This is a genomic window from Micromonospora chokoriensis (assembly GCF_000718555.1).
Taxonomy (GTDB): Bacteria; Actinomycetota; Actinomycetes; order Mycobacteriales; family Micromonosporaceae; genus Micromonospora; species Micromonospora chokoriensis_B.
Genome location: NZ_JOAN01000051.1, coordinates 1 through 547 on the forward strand (window position 1 = coordinate 1; position 547 = coordinate 547).

Consider the following 547-nt stretch of genomic DNA (forward strand, 5'->3'; position numbering starts at 1 on the left):
GTGGGTCAGCTGGTGGAGTAGCCGCGGGTGGCGATCCAGTCGGCGAGGTGCTCGACGCTGATCCAGTAGGAGGCCATGTTGGGGTCGGCGGAGTCGGCGATCTTGACGGTGTTGCCGTTGTCGCGGTAGCCGACGACGCTGATGTAGTGCCCGCCTTCGAAGGAGTGGACGGTGCCGTCGGTGTCGGTGGTGGTGCCGGCGATGTTGGCGACTACGGCGCGGCCGTCGTCGACGGTGCGCACGATGTCGGTGCGCAGGGTGTCGGTCTGCTTGGCGACGTTGATGTTCTTGCCCTGTACGGACAGGGCGTTTCGGGTGGCGGCGGGGCCGCAGTAGTAGAAGTTCGGCTGGGCTTCGTAGCGCACGCCTAGTTCCCGCTCGCTGTGGTTCTTGCGGTCGGTCTGGGTCTGCGACGCGGGCTTGGCGTCGGAGGCGGCGTAGGCCATGGTCACGGGGCCGGCGATGGCGCCGCCGGTGAACGCGAGGCCAGCAGCGGTCAGTGCGGTCTTACGGATCAGATCGGTACGCATGATGGCGTGCTCCTCTG

The 547-nt window shown here is 67.3% G+C and carries 1 protein-coding gene; it reads right to left on the minus strand.

Going from position 1 to position 547, the window contains the following annotated elements:
• Positions 1 to 5: 5 nt before the first annotated feature.
• The gene (locus IF46_RS0132005; RefSeq protein ID WP_030492141.1) at positions 6 to 530 is read right to left on the minus strand and encodes a C39 family peptidase; all 525 of its coding nucleotides are present in this window, start codon (positions 528 to 530) and stop codon (positions 6 to 8) included.
• Between the last annotated feature and the right edge of the window lie 17 nt (positions 531 to 547).

Bases quoted from the DNA above. Each gene is read 5' to 3' on its own strand.
- IF46_RS0132005 (WP_030492141.1), bottom strand. From the start codon at position 530: ATGCGTACCGATCTGATCCGTAAGACCGCACTGACCGCTGCTGGCCTC.